Source organism: Microbacterium sp. KNMS (assembly GCF_053851835.1).
This window is the reverse complement of sequence record NZ_JBSQBP010000023.1, coordinates 51,945-72,080: the sequence shown is the minus strand read 5'-3', so window position 1 is coordinate 72,080 and position 20,136 is coordinate 51,945. Positions and strand designations below refer to the sequence as shown.

Below are 20,136 nucleotides of genomic sequence, written 5' to 3'. Positions count from 1 at the left end.
ACAAGTGCACGCTGTTGAGTTCTCAAGGATCAGACGCACCCAGCCCCACGACTCCCGCCGCGGCCCTCCGGGGCAACTTCTCTATCCTAGCCGCTCTCTCACCAGGATGCGAATCCGACACGCCGTGTCGATCGCAGCCGCTCGAGAGAACGACCGCCACCCCTTCGAGTCGACGCACGAGTGCGTCTCTTCTTCGAGGTAGCTTCTGTCGCAGACCTGGGGCGGGGAACCTTCCGGCTCAACCTCACCGCTTGGCGGCGACAAGGGAATACATTACGCGGATCGGTGGGGTCGGGCAAACCGAGGTCAGCGTCGGGCGTGTCGCGCTCCTGCGCCGAGGCGGGGCGCCCGCCATCGCGACCGCCCCGCCTCTCCCCAGCGTCCCCAGCTGTCAGTAGGCGACCGTGAAGCGCTTGCGGTGGTGCTTCGGCGCCTCGATCTCATCCACGATCGCGAGCGCGAGGTCGGCACCCGAGATGAACGACTCCCCGCCCTCGTCCACGAGAAGCACATCGCCGCCGAGACGGTACGTGCCCTTCGCCTCGCCGGGGTTGAATGCGCCGAACCCGCCCGCGGGGCTGATGAAGAACCAGTCCAGGTCCTCGGGCGAGGCCTTGAGCGCCTCCAGGACATCCGTCATCTCAAGGGCCTCTGCCTTGAACGCCTCCGGGAATCCGCTGTCGAGCACGCGAGGCCCGCCCTCCGACACGTGCAGCGACCCTGCGCCGCCGATCACGCCGATCCGCGTGCCGGCCGCGCGCGCGGCCTCGGCCAGCTGGGCGATGGCAGGCGCGACCGCGCCCTCCATGTCGCCCCGCGGGGCGACGGCGCTGATCACCACGTCGGCATCCGCGACGGCCTGCTTCACCGTGTCGGCATCGGCGATCGACCCCGTCCGGTAGTCGACGCCCTCGATCGTCGTCGCGGGAACCGACCGGCTGTACGAGATCACCTCGTGTCCGCGCCCCACGGCGTTCTCGACGATGTGCCCTCCGGCGAAGCCGGTTCCTCCGAAGACGGCGATACGTGTCATCTGGATGTCCTCCTGTAGTCGGTCCGCGGCGATCACCGCGCAATAGTCACTCTAGGAGAGCCTGTTACTGTGGGGAAGCAGGCACTTTTCCGTGCCCTGGTCACCGCGACGTAAGTGAGGCGTGATGGACGCGTGGAACCCCTACGCCAAGGACTGCCCCAGCCGGCAGCTGCTCGACCGCATCGGCGACCGATGGACCGCTCTCGTCCTCGGCACGCTCGAGGACGGGCCGCTTCGCTTCTCTGAGGTCGCCCGCCGCATCGAGGGCATCTCGCAGAAGATGCTCACGCAGACGCTCCGTGCACTGGAGCGCGACGGACTCGTGACGCGGACCGTGTACGCCGAGGTGCCGCCGCGCGTCGTCTACGAGCTGTCCGACCTCGGACGCAGCCTGCGCGAGCCGCTGCGCGCGCTCGAGACCTGGGCGACGACGCACATGCCCGACGTGCTCGAGGCGCGCCAGCAGGCCGACGCCGCCTGACGCCACCGGACGCCTCAGGACAGCAGCGACCGGATCGTCTCGGCCGCCTTGAGCCCCGAGCCGCTGAGCATGACGACCGTCGTCTCGCTGTCACGGATCGCCCCGCGCGCGACGAGCTCGTCGAAGGCGGCCGCGGCGAGCGCGCTGGTCGGCTCGGCGAACAGCCCGCGATCGCACAGCGCGCGCAGGGCGGCGACGATGCCCTCCTCCGAGATCGCGAGAGCCGCGCCATCCGTCTCGCGGAGCGCCTGCAGCATCTGGTCGAGGCGGAGAGGCGATCGGATGGCCGTGCCCTCGGCGATCGTCGGCGCATGCGCGTGCCGCTCTCCCGAGAGCGCGGCGACCACCGGGGAGCATCCCCGGGGCTGCGCGGCGAACAGCCGCGGCATCCGCTCGATCTGACCGGCGGAATGCAGCTCGCGGAAGCCGAGCCAGCACCCGAGCAGGCTGCTCCCGGCGCCGACCGGCACGATGACGTTGTCGGGCGCGCGGAACCCGAGGTCCTCCCAGAGCTCGTAGGCGAGCGTCTTCGTCCCCTCGAGGAAGAGGGCCTGCCAGTTGTGGCTCGCGTAGAACGTCTCGTCGGATGCGCGGATCGCCGCTTCCTGAGAGGCCTCCCGCGGCCCGTCGACGAGCTCGACCTCGGCACCGTATGCGCGCACCTGCGCGATCTTCGCGGGAGACGTCGAGGCCGGCGCGAAGATGCGCACCCCCATCCCGCCGGCCGCGCCGTACCCGGCGATCGACGATCCGCCGTTCCCGGAGCTGTCCTCGAGCACGGCCTCGACTCCGCGCTCGCGCAGGTACGACAGCATGACGCTCGATCCGCGGTCCTTGAAGCTCCCCGTCGGGCTGAACCACTCGAGCTTGAAGAGCGGACGATGGCGCCCCCACTCCCGCTCCACGAGCGGCGTGCACCCCTCGCCGAGCGTGATCGGATGCGCGATGTCGACGGGGAGCGCGGCGTGATACCGCCAGAGCGAGCGCTCGCGCGTCTCGATCTCGTCGCGGGCGATCCCGCGCTGCGCACTCACCATGAGGGGCCGCCCCGCGTCGGAGCGCCAGCGCGGCGTGTCCAGACCATAGGTGCGGCCGTCGACAGGATCCACGTACACGGCGACCATGTCATCCCCTCTCGGATGCTCGGACGAGCAGACTACCGAGCGGGGAGTCAGATGCGAGGGATGCTGTCGCGCTTGGCTGTCACGGGCGTGCCGCCGGGATACGAGACGCTGATGGTGGGATTCGAAATCCCTAGCAGCGAGGTGCCGGCGGGAGCCCAGGCCTCGCCGCCCCTGTCGAGGATCACGGAGTGACTCGTGCTGCCGTACGCGACAACGACTGTCTCGCCCGGTTCCCCCGCGACCTTCACCGTGAACGTCGTGCCGATCTCTGCTCCCAGCACGCCGATGAGCGACTCGGCCCGAAGGCCAACGATGGCCACGGCTTCCACCGCATCCGGCGTCGGGGCCGGCGGTTCGCTCGTGGGCGGCGGAGAGGGCTCACTCGTGGGAGGAAGACTCGGGCTCGGCGGCTGTGAGGGCTCGCTCGTGGGCGGCGTCGAAGGCTCCTCGGTCGGCTCCGTCGGCTCTGTCGGCTCGGATGGCGACGGCTCAGCGGGCTCGGACGGCTCGCGGGTCGGCGACGGCTCAGACGGCTCGGACGGCTCGGACGGCTCGCGCGTGGGCGCAGGCTCCGAGGGCTCCCGGGTGGGCGAGGGCTCGGAGGGCTCGCGTGTCGGAGACGGGTCCGAGGGCTCCCTCGTCGGAGACGGCTCGGACGGCTCCCGGGTCGGAGACGGCTCGGATGGCTCGGACGGCTCCCGCGTCGGCGAGGGGTCGGATGGCTCGCTCGGCTCGCGCGACGGCTGCGGCTTCGTCGTCGGAGACGGGTCGTCGAGATCGAAATCGAAGTCGGGCCACCACGGGAAGGGGCTCGGGCTCGAGTCCTGGTCCTCGTCCCCATGGTCGTCTCGGCCGCCCCGGTCGTCGTGCCCCTCTCGGTCGTCGCCGTCGCGCTCGTCCTGGGGGTCATCGCCGCCGCCGTTGTCGTCGCCTCCGCCGCCGGAGCGATCGTCGGGCTCATCCGAGCGCAGGTCGTCAGGAAGCGTCGACGGCAGGATCCCGAGCGGCTCGAGGTCATCGGCGGGCGGCTCGACCACCTCGACGGCGAGTCCGCCCTCGCCGTCCGCCTCGGGGGTGCCCGCGTAGGTCCCCTGCTGTGCCTCAGCGAAGGTGAAGCCCGACCCGAGGAGCGTCCCGCCGCCGCCTCCCGGAGTGAACGCGGTCGCCACGGCGGCGATCACCGCAGCCGCCGTGCCTGCGGCGACGAGCTGACCCGCGCGGAACGACGATCCGTTCGCGGCGTCCTCGGTGCGCACGGGCGTGACCGGCGCCGCGAACGGCAGAGCCGCGATGCCCGAGGCACCGCCGCGACGCGGGGCGGACCCGTACGACGGCAGGATGAGCGGCGCGACGGGCGCCGTGTCGAGACGGCGCACGGGCACCGCCTCCGGGAGGCCCTCCCGACGACTCCGACGCGCGCCGCCATGCGAAGACGCGGCCACGGCGTCGTCTTCGCCAGCGGTCATAGCTGCTCTCCGTGCCATCCGGTCGCGGACCCGCAGTCAGGGCCACGTCTTCCCCCGTGCCAGCCGGCACAGAACACCGGTATTCTAACCAGCCGTCATCTCGGCGCAAGGAATCGCGTCGTCGCGCCGGCTGTCAAGCGCTGGGCGGCGGCGAACGGGGCCTCCTAGCCTGAGCGGATGATCGACCTGACGGCGCCCACGGGACACGAACCGGCATTGCGCGCGCTTCCGCGAGCGGACGGCACACCACCTCGCGCGCTCGTGCTCGGGGCGACGGGCTATGTCGGCGGCAGGCTGACGCCGCGGCTCGTCGCAGCCGGATACCGCGTGCGCGTGCTCGTGAGAGACGCCGCTCGTGCACGATCGCTGCCGTGGGGCGACGAGGTGGAGATCGTCGAGGGCTCCGCTGCCGAGGCGAGCGCGGTCGCGCGTGCATGCGACGACGTCGATGTGCTGTTCTACCTCGTCCACTCCATGGGAGCCGGCCGGGGATTCGAGCGCGCAGACGAGCTCGCGGCGCAGACCGTCGGGAAGGCGGCGGCCACGGCCGGTGTCCGCCGCCTCGTCTATCTCGGCGGGCTGCATCCCGCCGATGCCGAGCTCTCACCGCACCTCCGCTCGCGCGTCGCCGTCGGCGAGATCCTCCTCAACTCGGGGGTGCCGACTCTGGTGCTGCAGGCGGGCGTCGTTATCGGCTCCGGCTCGGCATCATTCGAGATGATCCGCCATCTCACCGAGGTCCTCCCGTACATGCCCGCGCCGCGCTGGGTGCGGAACCGCATCCAGCCGATCGCGATCCGCGATGTGCTCCACTATCTGCTCGGAGCCGCACGGGCGCCCAGCGGGATCAGCCGTGCGATCGACATCGGCGGTCCTGACGTGCTCCGATACGGGCAGATGATGAACGGCTACGCGATCGAGGCGGGGCTGCGCCAGCGCGCCATCGCCGCGCTGCCCGTGCTCACGCCGACCCTCGCATCTCACTGGGTGAACCTGGTCACTCCGGTGCCGCGTGCGATCGCGCGCCCGCTGATCGCGTCGCTTCAGAACGAGTGCATCGTGAAGGACGGCGTGCCCGACGACCTCATCCCGCCTCCCGCAGGCGGGCTGACGCCGTATCGCGAGGCGGTGCGCCTCGCGCTCGGCCGACTCGACGCGGACCGTGTCGAGACGAGCTGGCAGGACGCCGAGGTCTCCGGCGCACCGAGCGACCCGCTGCCGAGCGACCCCGAATGGGCCGGCCGCACCGTCTTCACCGATGAGCGCGAACGCTGCACGCGCGCCTCGGCCGAGGACGTCTGGGAGATCGTGCTCGGCATCGGGGGCGAGAACGGCTGGTACTCCTCACCCGTCCTCTGGGCGGCGCGGGGCTGGATGGACCGGGTTGCGGGCGGGGTCGGACTGCGGCGCGGGCGGCGCTCCCGCAGCGCGGCTCGCGTCGGCGACGCGATCGACTTCTGGCGTGTCGAAGCGATCGAGGACGGCCGTCTCCTGCGGCTGCGGGCGGAGATGAAGGTCCCGGGTGCCGCGTGGCTCGAGCTGGGGGTCGAGCCGGACGGCGCCGGCGCCCGGTACCGGCAGCGAGCGGTGTTCTTCCCGCGCGGTCTCGCCGGACGCCTCTACTGGCTTGCCGTCCTGCCCTTCCACGGATTCATCTTCGCGGGGATGGCCGAGCGCATCACGGCGGCTGCGGAGGCGCTCGGCGGCCTCAGCGCCCGATGACACTCGCGACGGCGCCGACCGCGACGGGCACGGCGAGCAGCGCCAGAAGCGCTGCCCGCCGCAGCCGTGTCGCGAGTCGCGCGCCGTCTGCGCGAGGGCTCAGCTCGCCGCCGGGACGATGAGGCCCGACGTCGCCGTGCGCGCGGCCTCGAAGCGGCGCTGCACGTCGGCCCAGTTGACGACCTCCCAGAACGCCTTCACGTAGTCCGCGCGCACGTTCTGGTAGTCGAGGTAGTACGCGTGCTCCCACACGTCGAGCTGGAGAAGCGGCGTGACGCCGAGGGGCGCGTTGCCCTGCTGGTCGAACAGCTGGAAGATCACGGGACGCGCGCCGACCGAGTCCCACGCGAGCACCGACCATCCCGAGCCCTGCACGCCGAGAGCCGTCGCGGTGAAGTGCGCGCGGAAGCCGTCGATCGAGCCGAACGCGTCCTCGAGCGCGGCCGCGAGCTCGCCCTCGGGCGCTCCGCCGCCATCCGGAGACATGTTCTGCCAGAACACGCTGTGGTTGATGTGACCGCCGAGGTTGAACGCGAGGTCCTTCTCGAGCTTGTTCACGTTGGCGAGGCTGTTCGTCTCGCGCGCCTCAGCGAGCTGCTCGAGCGCCGTGTTCGCGCCCGTGACGTAGGCCTGGTGGTGCTTCGAGTGGTGCAGCTCCATGATGCGCGCCGAGATGTGCGGCGCGAGCGCGGAGTAGTCGTAGGGAAGATCGGGCAGTGCGTATACGGGCATCGTTTCCTTCTCTCTGGGTGGATGCGGTCAGCCGACCGCGGTGGGGTTGAGGACGTGGAAGGCGCGATCGAAGTAGACGACCGGCTCGCCGGCCTCCCCTTCGATCACGTCGAGGACTTCAGCGAGGACCAGGGAGGACGCGCCCACGGGGGTCACCTGCAGAGGCCGGCAGCGCAGCGCGAAGCGCGCCGACGGGAGGTAGGGCTCGCCCGTCTCGAGCGTCGACCACCCCTGCTCGGGAGTGAAGCGGTCGGCGCCCGTGACCGCGAAGGCCTGCGCGGTCTCGACGTGGCGCGCGGTGACGAGGTTCACGACGAACGACTCGGCGCGGAGGATGCCGCCGGCGCTCCCCCGCGACCGGGTCACGGAGAACGCGAGGGCGAGCGGGTCCAGTCCGACCGACGCGACGCTCGAGGCCGTGAGCCCCACGGGCCCCTCCGCTGTGCGAGCCGACACCACCGCGATCCCCGCCGGATGCAGACGGAACGCGGTCTTGAAGGCATCGACGGATGGGCTGTGCATGCTTCGACGGTAGAACCTCAGGTGCACTTGAGGTCAAATCGGCGACCGATCGCGGCAGACCCTCAGGAAGCGTCGTCGACGTCGAGCCGCCGCGCGCCCGCGCCCTCCTGGCCCAGCTCGTCGTCGGGGTTGAGCAGGCGACATGCGTTCATCGAGAGGCAGCCGCAGCCGATGCAGCCGGTCAGCTCATGCTCGAGACGCTCGATCGCCTGCCGCCGTCGTTCGAGCACCCGCTTCCACTCGCGCGAGGCCCGCTGCCAGTCCTCCTGCGTGGGCCGCCGGTCGAGCGGCACGTCGGCAAGCGCTCGGCGGACGTCGGCGAGCGGGATGCCGAGCCGCTTCGCCACCGCGATCAGCGTGATGCGGCGGATCATGTGCCGGCGGAACCGGCGCTGGTTCCCCGACGTGCGCGAGGCCGCGATGAGTCCGAGCTGCTCGTAGTAGTGCAGCGCTGACACGGCGACTCCGGTTCGCGCGCTCACCTCGCCGACCGTGAGCAGCTGCTCGGGATCGCGTTCGACCTCCGCCATCCGTCCAGGGTAGAGCGCGCTCGCGCCATCCGATCGCCGGTCTCCTCCAACGTGAGAATTCCGGTAGCGTCGTCCGCGGCACCGCGTCGTGCCCTCCCGCGAACCCGATGAAGGGACACCATGCCGCTCGCGCGCACCACCCCGCCCATGGGCTGGAACAGCTGGGACTGCTTCGGCACCACCGTCACCGAGGCGGAGGTCCTCGCGAATGCCGAGTTCATGGCGAAGCACCTCCTCCCCTACGGGTGGGACACGGTGGTCGTCGACATCGACTGGTCCGATCCGACCGCGCGCTCGCACGGGTACAACGATGACGCGCCGCTCGCGATGGACGAGCACGGCAGGCTCATCCCCGATCCGGGGCGCTTCCCGAGTTCGGCCGGCGGCGCGGGCTTCGGGCCGCTGGCCGAGCGCATCCACGCGCTCGGCCTCCGCTTCGGCATCCACACGATGCGGGGCATCCCGCGGCGCGCGGTCGCCGCCGACGCGCCGATCCTGGGCACCGACGCGCGCGCGTCGGAGGTCGCCGACCCCGCGAACGCCTGCGAGTGGAACCCCGACATGGTCGGGCTCGACCATGACCACCCCGCGGCGCAGGCGTACTACGACTCCACGCTCGATCTCTACGCGTCGTGGGGCGTCGACTTCATCAAGGCCGACGACATGCTGTGGCCGTATCAGGCGGCCGACATCGAGGCATACGCGCGCGCCATCGCCCGCACCGGCCGCCCGATCGAGCTGAGCCTCTCGCCGGGCCGCGACCTCTCCCTCACGCGCCTCGATCACCTCCGCGAGCACGCGACGATGTGGCGGATCTGCGACGACCTGTGGGACGACTGGCACGACGTCGAGGCGAACTTCGCCCGTTTCGCGCGCTGGGCGCCGCACGCGTCGGCGAGCGGATGGCCGGACGGCGACATGCTGCCGCTCGGCCGGATCGACATCCGGGCCGAGCGCGGCGAGCCGCGTCACGACCGCCTGACCCCCGCCGAGCGGGTCTCGCTCATGACGCTGTGGCTCGTGGCCCGGTCGCCCCTCATGATCGGCGGAGACCTTCCGACGAGCGATCCCGCCACGATCGCGCTCTTCACGAACGCCGACGCGCTCGCGCTGCTGCGCGCCGAGGCGAGTCGCGAGGTGTTCCGCGAGAACGGCCTCGTGCTGTGGACGGCCGACGGCACCGACGGCGAGCGCTACGTCGCCGCGTTCAACCTCCACGACGAGGCGCGCGACATCGCCCTCGACGCGCAGAACGTCGGTCTCCCCGCCCAGCTCGACGGAGAGCTGCGCGAGCTGTGGACGGGTGCCGAGATCGCGACCGATCATGCTGCCGTGCGCGGCGTCGCTCACGGCAGCACGGCCATCCGCCTCTCCCTCGCACCGCACGGAGCCGCACTCCTCCGCTACGTCGCGCACTGAGAGGTCGGGGCTTCCCCCGACGGAGCGCCGGAATTTGACGCCTCGGCAGCCGCGACGTATCATTCTCCCGGCTCTCGATGCCCGTTCCCCGATCCGAAGGCAGGTGATGCGCGATGTCCAGTGATAGTCGCCGCGCCGCCGATTCGCCTTCGTCGATCAGCGTCACTCCTCGCTGACGTCTTCGCCCATCGGCGGCGCCTGCCGCGTGCTCGAGCGCGCGGCCTCTCTGCACGTGCGGAGCCCTGCTCGCGCGTGCCTCGAAGTGAGCAGAAAGAGGTGAATGATGATGGCATTGATCGACAACGCGGTGTACGTGGACGGACACCGCACGGCCGACCCGGCCGACCTGACCGCGACCCGCGAGACCATGCGCGATCGCGACGGCATGGCGTGGATCGGGCTCTATCGCCCGACGGCGGAGGAGATCCGCGCCATCGCCGCCGAGTTCTCGCTCCACCCGCTCGCCGTCGAGGATGCGCTCAAGGGGCACCAGCGTGCCAAGCTCGAGCGCTACGGCGACACGCTCTTCGTCGTGCTCCGGCCGGCGCGCTACCGCGATGACGAAGAGCAGGTCGAGTTCGGCGAGCTCCACCTGTTCGTCGGGCCCGACTTCGTCGTCACGATCCGCCACGCGGAGGCGCCCGATCTCGCGAGCGTCCGCCGCCGGCTCGAGGCCTCGCCGCAGCTGCTGGCGATGGGGCCCGAGGCGGTGCTGTACGCCGTGCTCGACGAGGTCGTCGACAAGTACGCGCCCGTGGTCGCCGGCCTGGAGAACGACATCGACGAGATCGAGGACGAGCTCTTCTCGGGCGCCGACTCGGCTTCGCGTCGCATCTACGAGCTGGCCCGCGAGGTCATCGGCTTCCAGCGGGCGACGCAGCCGCTCGTCGCCATGCTCGAAGCTCTCCTGCGCGGCTCCGACAAGTACCGTGTCGACCTCGAGCTGCAGCGGTACCTGCGCGATGTGCTCGATCACGCCCTGCGCATCGCCGATCGCACGGGTGCCTTCCGGTCGATCCTCGAGAACGCGCTGACGGTCGACGCGACGCTCGCCGCTCAGCGTCAGAACGACGAGATGCGCCGGATGACGGAGTTCAATCTCGCGCAGAACGAGGAGATCAAGAAGATCTCGTCGTGGGCGGCCATCCTGTTCGCGCCGACGCTCGTCGGCACCGTGTACGGGATGAACTTCGAGCACATGCCGGAGCTGGACTGGACCTACGGCTACCCGCTGTCACTCGCCCTCATGGTCGGACTCGGCTTCGCACTCTGGGGCGTGTTCAAGCGCAAGCGGTGGCTCTAGCGACCGCGCCCGTCACTCCGACGGGCGCGCCTCCTGCAGCCACTCGGTGCACGGCTTGAGGTAGAGCACGGCGACCGCGGCCACCCCGAGAAGACCCGTCGGCCCCTGGCCGGTGAAGATCCCGAGCAGCATGTTGCCGATCACGATGACCGTCAGCACGGTGCGCGCCCACATGCGCCCGAACCACACGAGGATCGCCAGCACGAGGTCGACGACGACGACGGCTGCGGCGATGAGGAAGAGCGCGGCGCCCTCCTCATCGCCGTGGTCGGATGCATCGACGAAGCCGAGGATGCCGAAGGTGAGCCCCAGGAGGCACGTGAAGACCATGAGCCCGACTCCGATGTGGAGGGCTGTCGGTCGAGGAGGGTGCGTCGCCGCTCGAGGTGCGCTCATGGCGCACAAGCTAGCGTCGCCGTCGGAACGGCGGAAGACGGCGCGACGGTGCCCGGGTCTGCTCCCCGCGGAGCCGACGCGCACGCTCACTGCGCCGGCAGGCATCCTCCGTCGGCGATGCCCCCGCCGACGTCGATCGTGACGGCCTCCGGCGCGACCGCGCCGAACACGCATCCGCCCGTGGCGGCGACAGCGCCGAACAGCACGTGCCCGGCGCCCTCGCGGGTCTGCACACTGGACAGGCCCTCCGCCTCGAGCAGATCGACGACCGCGTCCGCGGTCACCGGCTCGCCGCTCGTGCGGAGGGCCTCGAGGTCATCGGCGGCGGCCTCGGCGATGTCGCGCGCCGCCTCCTCGACCGCCGGGTCGAGCTCGCCCCGTTGGCGGTAGGCGTCGTTCTGCGCCATCGAGTGCTCGGGGTCGTAGCCGGCGCACTCGGGAGGCAGCTCGACACCCGGCTGCTCGGGGCACGCGGCGGTCGCTGTCGGCGAGGCGGATGGCGCGCGGCCGGCGGCCGGGGTCGCGCACCCCGTCAGCATAAGCAGGGCAGCCGAGGCGACGACCAGCGTGCGCGTTCTCATCCCGGCAGGCTACGTCGAGCGTCGGGTCGAGCGCTGTCGGCTCTTCGGCGGACAGGGCTCAGCGGCGAGATCGCATCCCGAGGAGCGCGAGAAGACTGCCGAGCCCATCCTCGCTGCCCGGCCAGTGGCGTTCGATCGGCTCTCGCCCCGCCGTGCGGATGGCGTGCCGCAGCACGAGCACGACGACGATCACGTCATCCGCGTAGCCGAGAACCGGGATCACATCGGGCACGAGATCGATCGGGAGGAGCAGGTATCCGAGGAGGCCCAGGAGCCACCATCGCGTCGGTCGAGGCACCGTGCGATCCGCCGCCAGTCGCCGGATGAGCCGGATCACGTCGGGAACGAGTCGGGCCGCCTCCCGCCAGTCCACGTCTCGCCCCGCCCGCTTCGCCTGGACCCACAGGATGGCGATGAGCCCGAGCCACAGGACGAGGAGCGCGCCGAGCACCGCGAGGAGGATGTCGAGCCAGTCCGGCAGCGGCGTCATGGATTCTGCTCCCGGACGGTCACGATGAACTCGGTGTCCCGCACCTCGATGGGCGTTCCCGTGTCGGCGTCTCGCAAGACGCTCTCGTCACCCTCGTCGACGCCCCGCAGCGCGCGGCCGTCCGGCACTCGATCGATCCGCACGAGCTCGCCGCTCGCCGCACGCACGCGCAGGTCCGCGACCGTGCCCACCACTTCGACGACGGCGATGCCGTCTAGGTCGTGGCGAACCTCGTGAAGGCGCTCGCCGTTGCGCACGCATGTCCAGCGCACGTGATCGCCGCGCCGGATGGCCTCGCCGCAGCACTCGTGCTCCCAGCCCCCGATTCGCACGTCCACCACGGCGCCCACGCTAGCGGGCGCCGAGATCGCGGATGTTCACACTGCCGTCCCAGTCGAGCTCGCGGACAGGTGCGACTCCGCCGATCATGCGGTGCGGAGGGCCGCGGCGGCCTGGTCGAGGGCGCCCTTGTCGATCGCGTAGAAGGCCCACTTCCCCCGCTGGTCACGCGTCACGAGGCCCGCTTCCGCAAGGAGCTTCATATGGTGCGACACCGTTCCCTGGGAGAGCCCGACCGGTTCCGTGAGATCGCAGATGCACGCCTCAGCGCCATCCGCCGACGCGATCAGCGACAGCAGCCTCACACGCGTCGGGTCGCCGAGCGCCTTGAAGACGCGCGCGACCCGCTCCGCGTCCTCGATGCTCATGATCGACGTGATCGGCGGCACGCAGCACGTGCCCGTCCCGTCGATCACCGCAGGAAGACTCATGTCCCCAGTGTCGCACGCATTGACATCTTTCGATAGGTGGGGCACGCTCGACACATTGACATCTTTCAATCTGAGGAGATCCGATGTCGCAGCTTCCGGTCGTCATCATCGGAGCGGGGCCGCAGGGCCTGGCCGCTGCCGCGCACCTCACCGAGCGCGGACGGGACGTCATCGTGCTCGAGAGAGGCCGCGCCGCGGGCGCCGCCGTGTCGGAATGGGGCCACGTGCGGTTGTTCTCGGCCTGGCCCGAGCTCATCGACGCCGCGGCCCGCCGCCTGCTGATTCCGACCGGATGGACCGCACCGACGACCGGGTACCCCACCGGCGCAGAATGGGTCGACCGCTACCTCCTCCCCCTCGCCGCCGCCCTCGGCGAGCGCGTGCGCACGGAGGTCGAGGCGACCGGCGTGAGTCGCGTCGGACGCGACCGCATTGTCGACGCCGGGCGCGACGAGCAGGCATTCACCGTTCACACGAGGGACGCGGATGGTCGTGAGGCGCGGATCCTCGCCGGCTCGGTGATCGACGCGAGCGGCACCTGGAGCCACCCCAATCCCGCCGGTGCCGACGGGCTTCCCGCCATCGGAGAGACCTCGGCAGCAGGCGCGATCTCCTATCGCATCCCCGACGACGTCTCCGCGTTCGCGGGGCGCCGGGTCGCGGTCGTCGGCGCGGGACACTCGGCAGCGCACGCCGTGCTCCGGCTGGCCGAGCTCGCCAGGAAGACCCCCGGGACGGTCGTCACCTGGGCGCTGCGTCGGGGCGCGGCGGTCCTCGGATCCGGCGACGCCGACGGGCTGCCCGAGCGCGCCGCGCTCGGAGGCCGCGCGCGCCGCGCGATAGAAGAGGGCCTCGTCGAGGTCGTCGCAGGGTTCCGCGTCGCGGAGGTGCGGGCTCACGCGGATGGCGTCGACCTCGTCTCCGAGGACGGACGACAGCTTGCGGGGCTCGGGCACGTGTTCGCCCTCACCGGCTTCCGGCCGGACACGTCTCTGCTGTCCGGGCTGCGCGTCGCCCTCGACCCGACCCTCGAGGCCGTCGCGGGGATCGCCTCGGAGATCGACCCGAACATCCACTCGTGCGGCACGGTCGCCGCGACCGGGGCGCGCGAGCTCGTTCAGCCCGAACGCGGTCTCTTCATCGTCGGAGCGAAGAGCTACGGCCGCGCGCCCACGTTCCTCGCACTGACCGGCTACGAGCAGGTGCGCAGCGTCGCAGCCCACCTCGCGGGCGATCACGACGCGGCCGCACGGAACGAACTCGCCCTCCCCGAGACGGGTGTCTGCGGAGGCGCGGCCGCGTTCGACGAAGGCGGAGGAAGCTGCTGCGCGGCCCCGGTCCTGCAGATCGGATCGCGACCGACCCCCGTGGGGTAGAAGAGCACGGCGCCATGGTGCCGCCCTCGCCCACGCTGGGATGCGGTCCATCGGTCAACGATGGAAGATGGACGCGTGAGTGGATGGATCGCTCGACGCGCGGAGAGATTCGCGCGCGCGGCGCACGCGGACCAGGTCGACCTCCTCGGGAACCCGTACGTCGACCATCCCGCACGCGTCGCCGCACGAGCCGAGGGCGACCACGTGCTCGCGGCGATCGGATGGCTGCACGACGTGCTCGAGAAGACCGACACCTCCATCGAGGACCTGCGCGCGGAGTTCCCGGCGCACGTCGTCGAGGCTGTCGACGCCCTCTCGATACGCGACGACGAGCCCGTCGAGGCCTACTACGGCCGCGTGCGCGCCAATCCGCTTGCGCGCGCCGTGAAGGAGCACGACCTCGCCGACAACATGCGCCCGGAACGGCTTGCGGCGCTCGACGCGGCCACGCGCGAGGTGCTGTTCGCGAAGTACGAGCGGGGGCAGGCGCTGCTCGGGCTCGGCGCTCCCGCACGCGCGGAGCAGCCGTCGACTCCGCTCGCATCCTGAGCCCAGACCTCCGCCGAAGGACCGGTCCCGCACCAGGTCGAGGTGCTGCCTGACTGATCGCTATGCGTCGGTGAAGAAATCACAGGAAGATAACGCCGAGGGTTGCTCCCGTTACCTCCCCGTTATAGAGTCATCGCACGGCAGCTGTTTTGCTGTGGCAGCTGCCGACATGTGATTGCAGGACACTCTTGGTGCAAGGGACAAGGGCCGGGCGGCTTCCTCTCCGCCCGGCCCTTACTTGTGCCGGCTGAGCCCCTGCGCCCCGATCAACTCCTATAGGCGCGCATGGAACGCTAGCCTGAGAGGCATGGCCGACCGCAGACTCGCTATCGCCGCGTGGGAGAGCCTCTTCCGTGCGCAGCACGAGGTGTTCGAGGACGTCTCGAACGACTTCGTGGGCGGCGACCTCTCGCAGGCGGAGTACGACGTGCTGCTCACGGTCACCCGCGCCCCGGACATGACGGCGCGGCTGCGCGACGTCACGGCGAACATGCTCATCAGCCAGCCGAGCGTCTCCCGGCTCGTCGACCGCATGGTCGGGCGCGGGCTCGTCACGAAGTGCAGCGACCCCGACGACGGGCGCGGCGCCCTCGTGACGGCGACGGAGGACGGCGCCCGCGCGTTCCGATCGATCGCCGCGGCTCACGGCAAGAGCATCGCCGAGCGCATGTCGTGCCTCGACGACGACGACCTGCGGACGCTGCTCGACATCACCGAGAGGCTCCGCGCGGGAAGCTAGCGGTCGGTCGACTGATCCGGCGCGGCCCGCTCCTCTTCCGCGTGCGGAGTCGCGACGAGCCCCGCGGTCCCTGGCGTCGGAGCGGCCGGCGCCTCGGGTGCCGCGTTCGGCTCTTCGCCGTCGCTCTTCAGGAACTGGGCCGACAGCATCCGGTAGGCCGGCAGGAGGAACGCGCCGAGCGCCAGCAGGATGGCGACGACGCCGGCCGCGACGAACACGAGCGCGATGCCCCGCGCCTCGCCCTCCCCCAGCAGCCAGGCCCACTGCCGTTGACCCGCGTCCGTCTGCATGTACGGGATGACCCAGAGCTGGGCGATCGGCGCGATGAGGAACGAGGTGATGGGCGCCGAGGCCGCTTCGAAGGTCATCGCGAAGCCGAAGACGCGCCCCTGCTTCTCGTACGGCGTCACCTTCTGGATGACCGTCTGCTCGGCCGCCTCGACGGCGGGCATGAGGCACATGAAGACCCAGATGCCGCCGACGTAGAGCCACGCCCAGTCCCTCAGGGTGAAGACCGCCCCGACGACGCCGACGAGCGCGGCGATGAGCAGCATCGTGCGGATCGGGTTCCTGCCGAGCCCCAGCTTCGCGATCACCGCGCCGCCGACGATGAAGCCGGTCGAGCCCACCGCGAGCCAGATGCCCCACATCTCGACCGAGAACATCTCGAGCCCGTACGGGTCCATGAGCGCCATGTAGACGCCGCCCACGAGGTTGTTCAGCGTCGTGAAGAGCACGAGCGTGAGCAGCCCCGGGACCGCGCGCACCGCCTGGAACCCGCCGGCGACATCCACCCACCGGGTCTGCCCCTCGGCGTGCACGATCTCGCGCTCGGGGATGCGGATGGCCATGAGGTGCAGAAGCGACAGCGCCATCGAGACGAGAGCGATGAGCAGCGTCGTGCCCATGCCGAGGAGCCCGACGGAGAGCCCGCTGAACACGCTCGTGACGAGGAATGCGAGGCCCTGCACGGTGCCGACCATGCCGTTCGCGTTCGCATGGCGGTCGACGGGCACGAGCAGCGTGACGGTCGTCGAGAGGGCGATGTTGCGCAGCTGCTCGACCACGGCACCGGCGAGCATGACGACGGCGAAGATCCAGAACCACGGCTGCGTGAGGTCGACGATGCGCTCCTCGCCCAGCACGAAGAAGAAGATCGCGTCGAGGCAGAAGACGCTGAACGCGATGAGCGTCGCCCAGGCCATGACCGCCTTCTTGCGGAAGCGGTCGACGAGGGTCCCGAAGAACATGCTGAAGAGCGCGATGAACAGCATGTAGGCGCCGCCGATGACGCCCGTCGCGATGACGTTGCGGGTCTCGAGGTAGATCCAGAAGGTCAGGGCCCACCAGAGGTAGCTCGTCGTGATGTTCGCGAATGCCGTGTTCACGAGCACGTGCAGGAAGCTGCGCATGCCGTTCTCGGGAGGCGCCGGGTTGCCGTCGCCGGGATGGGTCTGGTTGTCCGCCATGGTCTCTCTCCGTCGTCGCACGCCGTCGTTCGGATACTTGCAAAAGGCAAGTACGTCGTCAAGAGGATCTGTCGAGGAGAAGCTACGCGCCCCCTCGGACATTTCCGTGGACCGCCTCCGGGCTCCGGATCGGGCGTAACGTCGGAGGTACCGCAGGCAGGCTCGAACGGAGGCACGACCCATGACCGACGTCGCCCAGAACATCGTCGCGACCCTCAGGGCGAACGGCGTCGAGCGCGTGTACGGGATCCCCGGCGACTCGCTCAACGGCTTCACCGACGCGCTCCGCAAGGACGGGTCCATCCGCTGGGTCCACGTGCGCCACGAGGAGTCGGCGGCGTTCGCGGCGGCCGCCGAGGCGGCGCTGACCGACGACCTCGCCGTCGTCGCGGGCTCGTGCGGTCCGGGCAATCTGCACCTCATCAACGGGCTCTACGACGCCCATCGCTCGCGGGTTCCCGTGCTCGCGATCGCCGCGCACATCCCGACCTCCGAGATCGGCACGAACTACTTCCAGGAGACGCACCCGCAGGAGCTGTTCCGCGAGTGCAGCGCCTACGTCGAGTACGTCGCGGACGCGAGCCAGATGCCGCGCATCCTCGAGATCGCGATGCGCACGGCCATCCAGGAGCGCGACGTCGCGGTCGTCGTGATCCCCGGCGACGTGGCGCTCGCGGAGGCCGCCTCCGACCGCGTGACCGTCATCGACCGGGCGCGCCCGGTCGTCCTGCCGAACGACGCCGAGCTCGACCGCGCGGCCGAACTGCTCGACGGCGCGAAGAAGGTCACGATCCTCGCCGGCGCCGGCGTCCAGGGCGCGCACGACGAGGTTGTCGCCCTCGCCGACCGGCTCGCCGCTCCGGTCGTCCACGCGCTGCGCGGCAAGGAGTTCATCGAGTACGACAACCCGTTCGACGTCGGGATGACGGGACTGCTCGGATTCGCCTCGGGCTACCGCGCGATGGAGGGCGCCGACGCGCTCCTGATGCTCGGCACCGACTTCCCGTACCCGCAGTTCTACCCCGAGCACGCGACGACGATCCAGGTCGACATCCGCGGCTCCCAGCTCGGCCGCCGCCATCCGCTCGACCTCGGGCTCGTCGGAGACGTCAAGGCGACCGCGGCGGCGCTGCTCCCCCGTCTCTCCGAGAAGCGCAGCCGGCAGCACCTCGACGACGCGCGCGACCACTACGTCAAGACGCGGCGCAAGCTCGACGAGCTCGCGGTGCCGCGCCGCGGGGCGCACCCCATCCACCCGCAGTACCTCGCGCGGCTCCTCGACGAGGCCGCTGCCGACGACGCCGTCTTCACCGCGGACGTCGGCTCGCCGACCGTCTGGGCCGCGCGGTACCTGACGATGAACGGGCGCCGGCGGCTCATCGGCTCGTTCAGCCACGGATCCATGGCGAACGCGCTCCTGCACGGCATCGGCGCGCAGTCCGCGCAGCCCGGACGTCAGGTCGTCGCCCTCGCGGGCGACGGCGGGCTCGCGATGATGCTCGGCGAGCTCATCACCCTCACGCAGAACGATCTGCCCGTGAAGACCGTCGTGGTCAACAACTCGTCGCTGAACTTCGTCGAGCTCGAGATGAAGGCCGCCGGCTTCGTGACCTACGGCACGGGTCTCGAGAACCCCGACTTCGCGGCGGTCGCGAACGCGCTCGGCATCAAGGGCATCCGGGTGGAGCGGTCGGATGCCCTCCCTGCCGCGATCGAGGAGCTCCTCGCCCACGACGGGCCAGCGCTCCTCGACGTCGTGACCGAGCGGCAGGAGCTGTCGATGCCGCCGACGATCACGGCCGACCAGGTCGGCGGATTCGCGCTCTACGCCATCCGCACCGTCCTCTCCGGCCGCGGCGACGAGCTCCTCGACCTCGCGAAGGCGAACTGGCGCCAGCTGTTCTGAGCCTCCCGGGGGCGGCGATACTGGAACCGTGACCGCGCGCATCCCGACCGATCCGCACCGCGTCGAGCAGCCCGTCGTCGACACCGAGGCGGGCCGCGTGCGCGGGTTCTGGCGCCGGGACTGCGCGACGTTCCTCGGCATCCCGTTCGCGCAGCCGCCGATCGGGCGCCTCCGCTTCCAGGCGCCCGCGCCGCACGAGCCCTGGGATGGCGTGCTCGACGCCACCCGGCAGGGGGCGACGCCGCAGCGCGGGGCGACCGGCATCACGCTCATCCCGGAGCCGTCGGTCCCCGGTCGCTCGACGCTCAACGTCAACGTGTTCACCCCGACGACCGATCCGGGTGCGCAGCTTCCCGTCCTCGTGTACTTCCACGGCGGCGCCTACGTCTCCGGCTCGATCGCGAGCCCCTGGTACGACGGGCGCTCGTTCGCCCGCGATGGCGTCGTCGTCGTAACGGCGTCGTACCGCCTCGGCTTCGACGGGTTCGGCTGGATCGCCGACGCGCCGAGCAACCGCGGGGTGCGGGACTGGCTCGCCGCCCTCGAGTGGGTGCAGCGCAACATCCGCTCCTTCGGCGGCGACCCCACCCGCGTGACGATCGCGGGCCAGTCGGCCGGCGGCGGAGCGGTGCTCACCCTTCTCGGGATGCCCGCGGCGCAGCACCTCTTCTCGGCGGTCTGGGCGATGTCGGCCACGATCGGCGTGATCACGCCCGAGGAGGCCGAGCGCTTCGGGCGCCGGGCCGCAGCGGAGGGAGGCGTCGAGCCGACCGTGGCGGGATGGCGCGCGCTCACCGAGAAGCAGGTGCGCGACGCCGCGAAGGACCTCATCGCCATGCGCGATCTGCACGGCGCCCAGGCCGTGCTGTCGGATGGCCTGCGGCTGGGTCCTGCGATCGACGGCGAGCTCATCCTCGAGCCGACTCTGCGTGCTCTCGCGAAGGGCGTCGGCTCCGACAAGCCCCTCGTGATCGGCACCACGGACGACGAGTTCTCGATGATCGTCGACGACCACAGCCGGTGGCTCCGCTGGGTTCCGGCCTGGCTCGTCCTGACCGTGCTCGGGCTCCCTCGGAAGCGGCGCCGCGCCTACCTCCGGGCGAACGCGGAGCTGCGGCGCGAGCGCGGCGTTCCCGCCGCGATCGGCCGCTTCGTCACCGACGCGCTCTTCCGCCGCCACGTGGTGCGCATCGCCCGCGCGCGATCGGCCGCGACCTCGGGCGGCCGCACCTGGGCCTACCGCTTCGAGTGGGTGTCGCCGGCGCGCGGGTGGTCGCTCCACTGCCTCGACGTGCCGTTCTTCTTCGACGTGCTCGACGCCGAGGGCGTCGACCTCATGACCGGCGAGGACCCGCCGCAGGAGCTCGCCGACGCCGTCCACGGCGCGGCGGTCGGCTTCCTCCGGACCCGCGCGGCCGATTGGAGCCCCTGGTCAGCGGGCTCGACGCCGTCTCGCGTGTTCGCGCACCCCGCGACCGCGGAGACCGAGTCGCTGGACGCGTACGACGGGGCGATCCCGCTCGCGTGA

At 71.0% G+C, this 20,136-nt stretch carries 21 protein-coding genes; 9 read left to right on the top strand and 12 right to left on the bottom strand.

What is annotated here, in order from left to right:
- Positions 1-391 precede the first annotated feature (391 nt).
- A complete protein-coding gene (locus ACWXWW_RS14075; protein WP_282980051.1) occupies positions 392-1,033 on the bottom strand; it encodes an NAD(P)-dependent oxidoreductase in 642 nt (213 codons plus the stop codon).
- 124 nt (positions 1,034-1,157) lie between these two features.
- Here ACWXWW_RS14075 and ACWXWW_RS14070 point away from each other — a divergent pair, with 124 nt between their 5' ends.
- The gene (locus tag ACWXWW_RS14070; RefSeq protein WP_271174290.1) at positions 1,158-1,514 is read left to right on the top strand and encodes a winged helix-turn-helix transcriptional regulator; all 357 of its coding nucleotides are present in this window, start codon (positions 1,158-1,160) and stop codon (positions 1,512-1,514) included.
- Between the two features lie 14 nt (positions 1,515-1,528).
- On the opposite strand, the gene ACWXWW_RS14065 is transcribed toward ACWXWW_RS14070, so the two are convergent.
- Together ACWXWW_RS14065 and ACWXWW_RS14060 are read right to left on the bottom strand one after the other, a co-directional pair.
- The gene (locus tag ACWXWW_RS14065) at positions 1,529-2,638 is read right to left on the bottom strand and encodes a threonine synthase (RefSeq protein WP_455970429.1); all 1,110 of its coding nucleotides are present in this window, start codon (positions 2,636-2,638) and stop codon (positions 1,529-1,531) included.
- Between the two features lie 47 nt (positions 2,639-2,685).
- A complete protein-coding gene (locus ACWXWW_RS14060; RefSeq protein WP_455970427.1) occupies positions 2,686-4,104 on the bottom strand; it encodes a hypothetical protein in 1,419 nt (472 codons plus the stop codon).
- Positions 4,105-4,281: 177 nt separating this feature from the next.
- On the opposite strand from ACWXWW_RS14060, the gene ACWXWW_RS14055 reads away from it, so the two are divergent.
- Positions 4,282-5,826: an SDR family oxidoreductase gene (locus tag ACWXWW_RS14055; protein WP_271174293.1), complete on the top strand. Its 1,545-nt coding sequence runs from the start codon at positions 4,282-4,284 to the stop codon at positions 5,824-5,826.
- A 99-nt stretch (positions 5,827-5,925) separates the two neighbouring features.
- Here ACWXWW_RS14055 and ACWXWW_RS14050 read toward each other — a convergent pair whose 3' ends face one another.
- The 3 genes from ACWXWW_RS14050 to soxR all read right to left on the bottom strand — a co-directional run bounded on the left by ACWXWW_RS14050 (position 5,926) and on the right by soxR (position 7,610).
- Positions 5,926-6,558 carry a superoxide dismutase gene (locus ACWXWW_RS14050; protein WP_455970425.1) on the bottom strand — a complete coding sequence of 211 codons (633 nt, stop codon included), beginning with the start codon at positions 6,556-6,558 and terminating at the stop codon, positions 5,926-5,928.
- A 27-nt stretch (positions 6,559-6,585) separates the two neighbouring features.
- Positions 6,586-7,080, bottom strand: coding sequence for a flavin reductase family protein (locus ACWXWW_RS14045; RefSeq protein ID WP_421076052.1), 495 nt, complete (start codon positions 7,078-7,080; stop codon positions 6,586-6,588).
- A 62-nt stretch (positions 7,081-7,142) separates the two neighbouring features.
- Positions 7,143-7,610, bottom strand: a complete 468-nt coding sequence (gene soxR / locus ACWXWW_RS14040; RefSeq protein ID WP_271174296.1) for a redox-sensitive transcriptional activator SoxR — start codon at positions 7,608-7,610, stop codon at positions 7,143-7,145.
- Between the two features lie 120 nt (positions 7,611-7,730).
- On the opposite strand from soxR, the gene ACWXWW_RS14035 reads away from it, so the two are divergent.
- Complete coding sequence (locus ACWXWW_RS14035) at positions 7,731-9,029, top strand: alpha-galactosidase (protein WP_455970423.1); 1,299 nt, start codon at positions 7,731-7,733, stop codon at positions 9,027-9,029.
- Between the two features lie 286 nt (positions 9,030-9,315).
- Complete coding sequence (corA, locus tag ACWXWW_RS14030; RefSeq protein ID WP_421076049.1) at positions 9,316-10,332, top strand: magnesium/cobalt transporter CorA; 1,017 nt, start codon at positions 9,316-9,318, stop codon at positions 10,330-10,332.
- 12 nt (positions 10,333-10,344) lie between these two features.
- Here the strand turns inward: corA and ACWXWW_RS14025 are convergent, their stop codons facing one another.
- The 5 genes from ACWXWW_RS14025 to ACWXWW_RS14005 all read right to left on the bottom strand — a co-directional run bounded on the left by ACWXWW_RS14025 (position 10,345) and on the right by ACWXWW_RS14005 (position 12,569).
- Positions 10,345-10,728, bottom strand: coding sequence for a hypothetical protein (locus ACWXWW_RS14025; RefSeq protein WP_455970421.1), 384 nt, complete (start codon positions 10,726-10,728; stop codon positions 10,345-10,347).
- Positions 10,729-10,814: 86 nt separating this feature from the next.
- Complete coding sequence (locus ACWXWW_RS14020) at positions 10,815-11,309, bottom strand: hypothetical protein (protein ID WP_455970419.1); 495 nt, start codon at positions 11,307-11,309, stop codon at positions 10,815-10,817.
- A 58-nt stretch (positions 11,310-11,367) separates the two neighbouring features.
- Complete coding sequence (locus ACWXWW_RS14015; RefSeq protein ID WP_455970417.1) at positions 11,368-11,799, bottom strand: DUF1232 domain-containing protein; 432 nt, start codon at positions 11,797-11,799, stop codon at positions 11,368-11,370.
- Positions 11,796-12,140, bottom strand: a complete 345-nt coding sequence (locus tag ACWXWW_RS14010; RefSeq protein WP_455970416.1) for a DUF6578 domain-containing protein — start codon at positions 12,138-12,140, stop codon at positions 11,796-11,798. The genes ACWXWW_RS14015 and ACWXWW_RS14010 overlap by 4 nt, the downstream gene beginning before the upstream one ends.
- Positions 12,141-12,224: 84 nt before the next feature.
- Positions 12,225-12,569: an ArsR/SmtB family transcription factor gene (locus ACWXWW_RS14005; protein WP_455970414.1), complete on the bottom strand. Its 345-nt coding sequence runs from the start codon at positions 12,567-12,569 to the stop codon at positions 12,225-12,227.
- 83 nt (positions 12,570-12,652) lie between these two features.
- Between ACWXWW_RS14005 and ACWXWW_RS14000 the strand changes: the two genes are divergently transcribed.
- From ACWXWW_RS14000 to ACWXWW_RS13990, 3 genes are all read left to right on the top strand, one after another.
- Positions 12,653-13,945, top strand: a complete 1,293-nt coding sequence (locus ACWXWW_RS14000) for an FAD-dependent oxidoreductase (protein WP_455970412.1) — start codon at positions 12,653-12,655, stop codon at positions 13,943-13,945.
- Between the two features lie 75 nt (positions 13,946-14,020).
- Positions 14,021-14,494, top strand: a complete 474-nt coding sequence (locus tag ACWXWW_RS13995; protein ID WP_455970410.1) for an HD domain-containing protein — start codon at positions 14,021-14,023, stop codon at positions 14,492-14,494.
- Positions 14,495-14,801: 307 nt separating this feature from the next.
- The gene (locus ACWXWW_RS13990; protein ID WP_455970408.1) at positions 14,802-15,233 is read left to right on the top strand and encodes a MarR family winged helix-turn-helix transcriptional regulator; all 432 of its coding nucleotides are present in this window, start codon (positions 14,802-14,804) and stop codon (positions 15,231-15,233) included.
- Here the strand turns inward: ACWXWW_RS13990 and ACWXWW_RS13985 are convergent.
- Complete coding sequence (locus ACWXWW_RS13985) at positions 15,230-16,702, bottom strand: MFS transporter (protein ID WP_455970406.1); 1,473 nt, start codon at positions 16,700-16,702, stop codon at positions 15,230-15,232. The two genes, ACWXWW_RS13990 and ACWXWW_RS13985, sit on opposite strands and share 4 nt — an antisense overlap.
- A gap of 181 nt (positions 16,703-16,883) precedes the next feature.
- On the opposite strand from ACWXWW_RS13985, the gene poxB reads away from it, so the two are divergent.
- Both poxB and ACWXWW_RS13975 read left to right on the top strand, forming a co-directional pair.
- Positions 16,884-18,608, top strand: coding sequence for a ubiquinone-dependent pyruvate dehydrogenase (poxB, locus tag ACWXWW_RS13980; RefSeq protein ID WP_455970404.1), 1,725 nt, complete (start codon positions 16,884-16,886; stop codon positions 18,606-18,608).
- Positions 18,609-18,636: 28 nt separating this feature from the next.
- Positions 18,637-20,136 carry a carboxylesterase/lipase family protein gene (locus tag ACWXWW_RS13975; RefSeq protein ID WP_455970402.1) on the top strand — a complete coding sequence of 500 codons (1,500 nt, stop codon included), beginning with the start codon at positions 18,637-18,639 and terminating at the stop codon, positions 20,134-20,136.

Bases quoted from the DNA above. Each gene is read 5' to 3' on its own strand.
- ACWXWW_RS14075 (WP_282980051.1), bottom strand. From the start codon at position 1,033: ATGACACGTATCGCCGTCTTCGGAGGAACCGGCTTCGCCGGAGGGCAC.
- ACWXWW_RS14070 (WP_271174290.1), top strand. From the start codon at position 1,158: ATGGACGCGTGGAACCCCTACGCCAAGGACTGCCCCAGCCGGCAGCTG.
- ACWXWW_RS14065 (WP_455970429.1), bottom strand. From the start codon at position 2,638: ATGGTCGCCGTGTACGTGGATCCTGTCGACGGCCGCACCTATGGTCTG.
- ACWXWW_RS14060 (WP_455970427.1), bottom strand. From the start codon at position 4,104: ATGACCGCTGGCGAAGACGACGCCGTGGCCGCGTCTTCGCATGGCGGC.
- ACWXWW_RS14055 (WP_271174293.1), top strand. From the start codon at position 4,282: ATGATCGACCTGACGGCGCCCACGGGACACGAACCGGCATTGCGCGCG.
- ACWXWW_RS14050 (WP_455970425.1), bottom strand. From the start codon at position 6,558: ATGCCCGTATACGCACTGCCCGATCTTCCCTACGACTACTCCGCGCTC.
- ACWXWW_RS14045 (WP_421076052.1), bottom strand. From the start codon at position 7,080: ATGCACAGCCCATCCGTCGATGCCTTCAAGACCGCGTTCCGTCTGCAT.
- soxR (WP_271174296.1), bottom strand. From the start codon at position 7,610: ATGGCGGAGGTCGAACGCGATCCCGAGCAGCTGCTCACGGTCGGCGAG.
- ACWXWW_RS14035 (WP_455970423.1), top strand. From the start codon at position 7,731: ATGCCGCTCGCGCGCACCACCCCGCCCATGGGCTGGAACAGCTGGGAC.
- corA (WP_421076049.1), top strand. From the start codon at position 9,316: ATGGCATTGATCGACAACGCGGTGTACGTGGACGGACACCGCACGGCC.
- ACWXWW_RS14025 (WP_455970421.1), bottom strand. From the start codon at position 10,728: ATGAGCGCACCTCGAGCGGCGACGCACCCTCCTCGACCGACAGCCCTC.
- ACWXWW_RS14020 (WP_455970419.1), bottom strand. From the start codon at position 11,309: ATGAGAACGCGCACGCTGGTCGTCGCCTCGGCTGCCCTGCTTATGCTG.
- ACWXWW_RS14015 (WP_455970417.1), bottom strand. From the start codon at position 11,799: ATGACGCCGCTGCCGGACTGGCTCGACATCCTCCTCGCGGTGCTCGGC.
- ACWXWW_RS14005 (WP_455970414.1), bottom strand. From the start codon at position 12,569: ATGAGTCTTCCTGCGGTGATCGACGGGACGGGCACGTGCTGCGTGCCG.
- ACWXWW_RS14000 (WP_455970412.1), top strand. From the start codon at position 12,653: ATGTCGCAGCTTCCGGTCGTCATCATCGGAGCGGGGCCGCAGGGCCTG.
- ACWXWW_RS13990 (WP_455970408.1), top strand. From the start codon at position 14,802: ATGGCCGACCGCAGACTCGCTATCGCCGCGTGGGAGAGCCTCTTCCGT.
- ACWXWW_RS13985 (WP_455970406.1), bottom strand. From the start codon at position 16,702: ATGGCGGACAACCAGACCCATCCCGGCGACGGCAACCCGGCGCCTCCC.
- poxB (WP_455970404.1), top strand. From the start codon at position 16,884: ATGACCGACGTCGCCCAGAACATCGTCGCGACCCTCAGGGCGAACGGC.